At 20.3% G+C, this 5,946-nt stretch carries 4 protein-coding genes; all 4 read left to right on the forward strand.

Annotation, left to right across the window (positions count from 1 at the left end; all coding sequences use genetic code 11):
• Positions 1-633 (forward strand): small-conductance mechanosensitive channel MscS (mscS, locus tag D9V70_RS02330; protein ID WP_158356295.1); only part of this gene is annotated, 633 nt, incomplete at its 5' end.
• 73 nt (positions 634-706) lie between these two features.
• Positions 707-3,931, forward strand: coding sequence for an exodeoxyribonuclease V subunit gamma (recC, locus tag D9V70_RS02335; RefSeq protein ID WP_158356134.1), 3,225 nt, complete (start codon positions 707-709; stop codon positions 3,929-3,931).
• Positions 3,932-3,938: 7 nt separating this feature from the next.
• Positions 3,939-5,462, forward strand: coding sequence for a UvrD-helicase domain-containing protein (locus tag D9V70_RS02340; protein ID WP_253254799.1), 1,524 nt, complete (start codon positions 3,939-3,941; stop codon positions 5,460-5,462).
• Positions 5,463-5,599: 137 nt separating this feature from the next.
• The coding region (locus tag D9V70_RS03315) for a hypothetical protein (RefSeq protein ID WP_253254829.1) at positions 5,600-5,946 on the forward strand (347 nt) is incomplete at its 3' end.

Here is a 5,946-nt window from a genome sequence, read left to right on the forward strand (position 1 = left end):
TTAATGCGATACATTATCATTACTTTTACACTTATTGCTGCGTTAGGTAGAATAGGAGTACAAACAACATCTGTAATTGCTATATTAGGAGCTGCAGGTATGGCAATTGGTTTAGCTCTACAAGGTTCATTATCTAATTTTGCAGCTGGTGTATTATTAGTTACTCTCAGACCATTAAAAACAGGAGAATATGTCGATTTAGGAAGTGTTGCAGGTACCGTACTAAATATTCATATTTTTTATACAACATTACGTACATTAGATGGAAAAATAGTAGTTGTACCAAACAACAAAATCATCTCTGGTAATATTATTAACTATTCTAGAGAACCTGCACGTCGTAATGAATTTATTATAAGTGTGTCATATAATGCTGATATTGATTTAGTCATTAAAGTTTTACGAACTGTAATAGAAAATGAAGATAGAGTGATTAAAGATCGAGATATAATCATCGGTCTTAGTGAGCTAGCACCATCTTCTTTAAATTTTATAGTACGTTGTTGGAGTAATAATAATGATCTAAATATAGTTTATTGGGATTTAATGGCTAAATTTAAGAAAGCATTAGATAAGAATAATATTGATATTCCTTATCCTCAAATAGACGTACATCTTTATAAAAAAAAATAATGTAAAGATGAATAAGATACGTCTTAAAATTTTTTATATTTTCTGCGATTAATTAAAAATAATTAGGTATTTTATGTTTATTATTTACAAATCAAATAAACTTGATATATTATTATCTAAAATATGTCCAATCATTCAAAAAAAACCACTTACTAAAATTTTTGAAAAAGAAATTTTCATACATGATAGTAAAATACTATTTCAGTACTTAAATATATTTATAGCTAATACAATAGGAATTTCTGCTAATATTGTATTAGATCATCCTAATAATTTTATATTAAAATTATTTCAAAATATTTTAAATAAAAAAAATATAAAAAATAAATTTACTCAATCTATTATAATGTGGAATATTATAAATGCTTTGAATAAAAAAAATTTTTTTTCTTGCATTAAAAAAAAAGATAATATATCTAAAAAATTTAAATTCGCATATTTAATGTCAAAAATATTTGAACAATATATTATTTATCGTCCTAATTGGATTAATTCATGGGAAGAAAAAAAAAATATATCTTTAATTGATAAAAATGCAATATGGCAAATAGAATTATGGCAAGAAATAATAAAAAATATTAAAAAGCACGATAAATCAGCATATCATATTTTAAATCTATTTAATATTTTTCAAAATTTTCATAATAAAAAAAAAATAAAAAAAAATTTTTTTCCTAGTCGTTTTTTTATAATTTCTTCTTTTTCATTAAATCCATTTTATATAAAAATTTTTAAAATAATTAGTCAATATACAAATGTTTACTTTTTATATCTTACCCCTTTTAAAAACAATATATTTCATCTTAATTCGATTCAAAATAAAAACATTTCTAAAATAGAAAAAACCCAAAAAAATAAATTAAATAATTCGATATTATCATTATGGGGAAAATATGAAGAATATTATGTTTTAAACATTATTAATCATAAAAATACAAAAAAAATAAATTTCTTTAAAAAAGCAAAAGGTAACAATTTATTAAGTTGGATTAAAAATAATTTACTTAAATTTAACATTATAAATAATAAAAAAATAAAAAGAAAATGTTTATCCCCAACAGATAATTCAATTTCTATAAATATTTGTTATAGTGAATATAACGAAATTGAAATTTTATATGAGCAATTATTAATATATTTTAATACATATCCAGATCTTAAACCTAGTGATATTATTGTCACTTCTTATTCAATTAATAATTACATTTCATCTATTCATTCAATATTTAACTCAGAACATGATAAAAAAAATATTCCATATTTTATTTCTAAAAAAATTTCTAAAAAAACAGAAATAATATTATTATTTTTTAATAAAATATTAGATCTACAAAATAATCGATTTGAAAATGAAGAAATATTAGCATTTCTTGATATTCCGGAAATATCAAATCATTTCAATATTTCAGAAAAAGATATAAATATTTTATATTGTTGGATAGAAGAAGCTAATATTCGATGGGGAATAGATCATAAACATAAAAAAAATTTATTTTTTCCTAAAGATAAAAACAATACATGGATGTGGGGTATTGAAAAGTTACTTCTTAGTTATGCAACGAATGATACAGAAAATATCTGGAATGATATTTTACCATGTAGTATTGTGAATAACAATATTAGATCTGAATTAATAGGTAAGCTAATTATTTTTATAAATACACTTAAAAAATGGCAAAAAAAAATATCTAATCCAAAATATCTTATATCTTGGCGTTCGTTGTTTAATGATTTAATTGATGATTTTTTTCAAAGCAACATAAAAACAATAAAATCTGTTCAAATACTCAGTAAAAACTGGATAGAAATGATTGATGAAATTATTTTATGTAAATATAAAAATAAAATTTCTATTGAAATATTAAAAAAAAATTTTACTTGTAAAATCCAAGATAAAAATCAAAAATTTTTACCTGGAGTAGTTAATTTTTGTCATCCAAATGATGTTTGTTATATCCCATTTAAAATAATATGTATAATTGGAGCAAATTATAAAACTATCCCTCAAAAAAATAATTTGGATAGTTTTATTAATTTATTAAATGAATATCCATCAATTGGTGATGCAAGTGCTTATGAAAAATATTCTCATTTATTTCTTCAAAGTATTTCTTGTGCCCAACAATATTTTTATATAAGTTATATTGGATATTCTATTAAAGATAACAGAAAAATGAATCCTTCAATATTGATAGATCAATTATTAAATTATATATCATTTAATTTCTTTTTTATTAGAGATAATAATTTAGATATAGAAAATAATAAAAAACAAATTATATATTATTTATGTAAAAATCATAAAAAACAAAATTCTTATAAAAAAAAGAAAATAGAAAACAATCAAAATATATACAAAAAAACAAATATACAAATAAAAGATAAAACATTTGATAATACATTATTAAAAAATCATACTTCTAATAAAATTAATTTAAAAGATTTAATTCGCTTTTGGAAAAACCCAATACGTTATTTTTTTAATAATCATTTAAAAATAAAATATGTTTTTAAAAAGACGAATATTGAAAATACCGAACCTTTTTCAGTTAAAAAATTAGACACTTTTGAAATTAAAAAAAATATATTAAATGAAATAATTCAACGACGAGATATACAAAAATTATTAGAATATTACTCTCTATCTGGAAAATTACCTTATGGTTTTTTTGGACAATCTTTCTTATATAAAATACAAAAAGAAATGCAATCTATAGCTAATTTAGTTATAAGCTATAAAACATTATCTAAACAAAAAAAAGTCAATTTAACTGTAAATCAATTTCAAATTAATGGTATTTTATACGAAATACAAAAAGAAGGTTTGTTACGTTGGCAACCAAATAAAATTAATTATAGTGATCGTATCTCGTTATGGATAGAACATTTAATTTATTCTTTACAAGAAGGCATTGGAAAAAGTAAAATCATAGGTTATAGAAACCAAATTTGGTCATTTTCTGTTCTTGACCCTAAAACAGCACATAATTATCTCAATCAATATATTAGTGGATATATAAAAGGTTCACAAGAAATGATTTTATTAACGAGATCAGGTGCATCATGGTTTGATCAAATTTACGATATAAAAAATAATATCATCAAAAATGATGAAAAAAGCAAAATAAAAGCATATAAAAGACTATTAGATACCTGGAACGGAAATGATTATATTCAAGGAGAAAAAGAAGATTTTTATATCAAGCAAATAATAAAAGTACTAAATCATGATCACATCAAAGAAATTTGTCAAACAGCTCAAAGATGGTTACTTCCATTGTTAAAAAATAAAAAATAAAAAATATATGAATACTTGCATTCCAAAAAAACTAAATATTTTTCAAATACCAATTAATGGTATACATTTAATAGAAGCTTCAGCTGGAACAGGAAAAACTTTTACAATTGTATTATTATATTTGCGTTTATTATTAGGAATAGATAAAAAAAATAATGATACAAAAAAATTTTTAGTAAATGAAATACTAGTAGTTACTTTTACTAATGCAGCAAAAGAAGAATTATATACACGAATTAAAGATGCTATACAAAAGTTATACTTAACTTGTATTAAAAAAAGGAAAAAAAAAGATTTTTTTACTTTATTTTTAAAACAAATACAAAATATAGAAGAAGCAAAATATATATTAGAAGAAGCACAAAAAAATATAAATAATATATCTATATATACAATACATGGATTTTGTAAAAAAATATTAAAATCGTACACTTTTGAATTTAATTTTTCTTCTGAAGAAGAAATTATTGAAAATGAAGAAAGTTTATATTTACAAGCAACACAAGATTTTTGGAGACGCTTCTTTTATAAATTGCCAAAAGACATTGTCAGTATAATTTATCAAGACTATAAAAACCCAGAAGAATTATTAAAAAGAATTAAACCATTTTTACATATTAAATCGTTAAATTTTGAAAAAAATATTGTGAATAAAAATGAGTTAATTTTATGTCATGAGAATAACGTAAAAAGAATAAACCAATTTAAAGAAGATTGGTTAATTTATCATGATATGATATTAAAAAAAATTAATATACTAAAACTAAATAGAAAAATATATAGTAATTTTAATATTAACAGATGGGTAAATAACATTACAAAATGGTCAAAAGATATAACTAAAGATTATATACTTCCGAATTCATTAAAATATTTTACAAAAGAGTATATAGAAAAAAATGCAATAGATAATATTAATTTACAACACATTTTTTTTAATGAAATTAAAGACATACTAACAAAAAAATTTTCATTAAAAAAGGTTGTTTTATTTTATGCTATAAAAAATATTCCAAAAATTTTATCTAAAACAAAACAAAAAAAATTGTTACTAGGTTTTGATGATTTATTAAATTTAGTTTTAAAAACTATAAAAAAAGAAAAAATTTTAAAGGATATAATTAGTAAACAATATCCCATGGCATTTATTGATGAATTTCAAGATACTAATATTGAGCAATATAATATATTTAATTTAATATATAATAAAAAACAAAAAAATATAGGATTATTTTTAATAGGCGATCCAAAACAAGCAATATATAGTTTTAGAGGAGCTGATATTTTTTCTTATTTATATGTAAAAAATAAAATAAAAAAATATTATTATTTAAATACTAATTGGCGTTCTTCTATTAATATGTGTAAAAGCATTAATTGTTTGTTTTCTAAAAATAATAATCCATTTATATTTAAAAATATTCCATTTATTCCTGTTTTACCTTCTTATAAAAATTTTAAAATGGATTTTAAAATTGGGGAAATTTCTCAAACTGCACTAAGTTTTTTTTTTATAAAAAACAAGAAGTAAGAATAGAAAATTATCATATTTGGATTGCAAAACAATGTGCAAATGAAATTAGTTATTGGTTAAATTGCGCTGAAAAAGGAAATGCTAAAATAATTACAAAAAAAGGAGAAAAAATTCTAAAATCTAATGATATTGCTATACTAGTTAGAAATGGAAAAGAAGCAAAAATAATTCAAAAAGAGTTAGATGAACTTAATATAAGCTCTATTTATTCTTCTCATAACAACAATATATTTCAAACTTCTGATGCTAAAGAGTTTTTATGGATATTAGAATCAATTTTAGAACCTGATAATGAAATATTATTGCAACAATCTATGTCTACAAATATTTTAAATACAATATTTTCTAAATACCAAAAACAAGAAAAAAATAAATATTTATATATTAAAATAGAAAAATTATATAAATATAAAAATATTTGGGAAAACAAAAATATTTTTTATATGACTAAAACTTTGATATCAGATTATCAAAAAAGTTT

This window comes from Buchnera aphidicola (Lipaphis pseudobrassicae), from assembly GCF_005081185.1.
Classification (GTDB): domain Bacteria; phylum Pseudomonadota; class Gammaproteobacteria; order Enterobacterales; family Enterobacteriaceae; genus Buchnera; species Buchnera aphidicola_AD.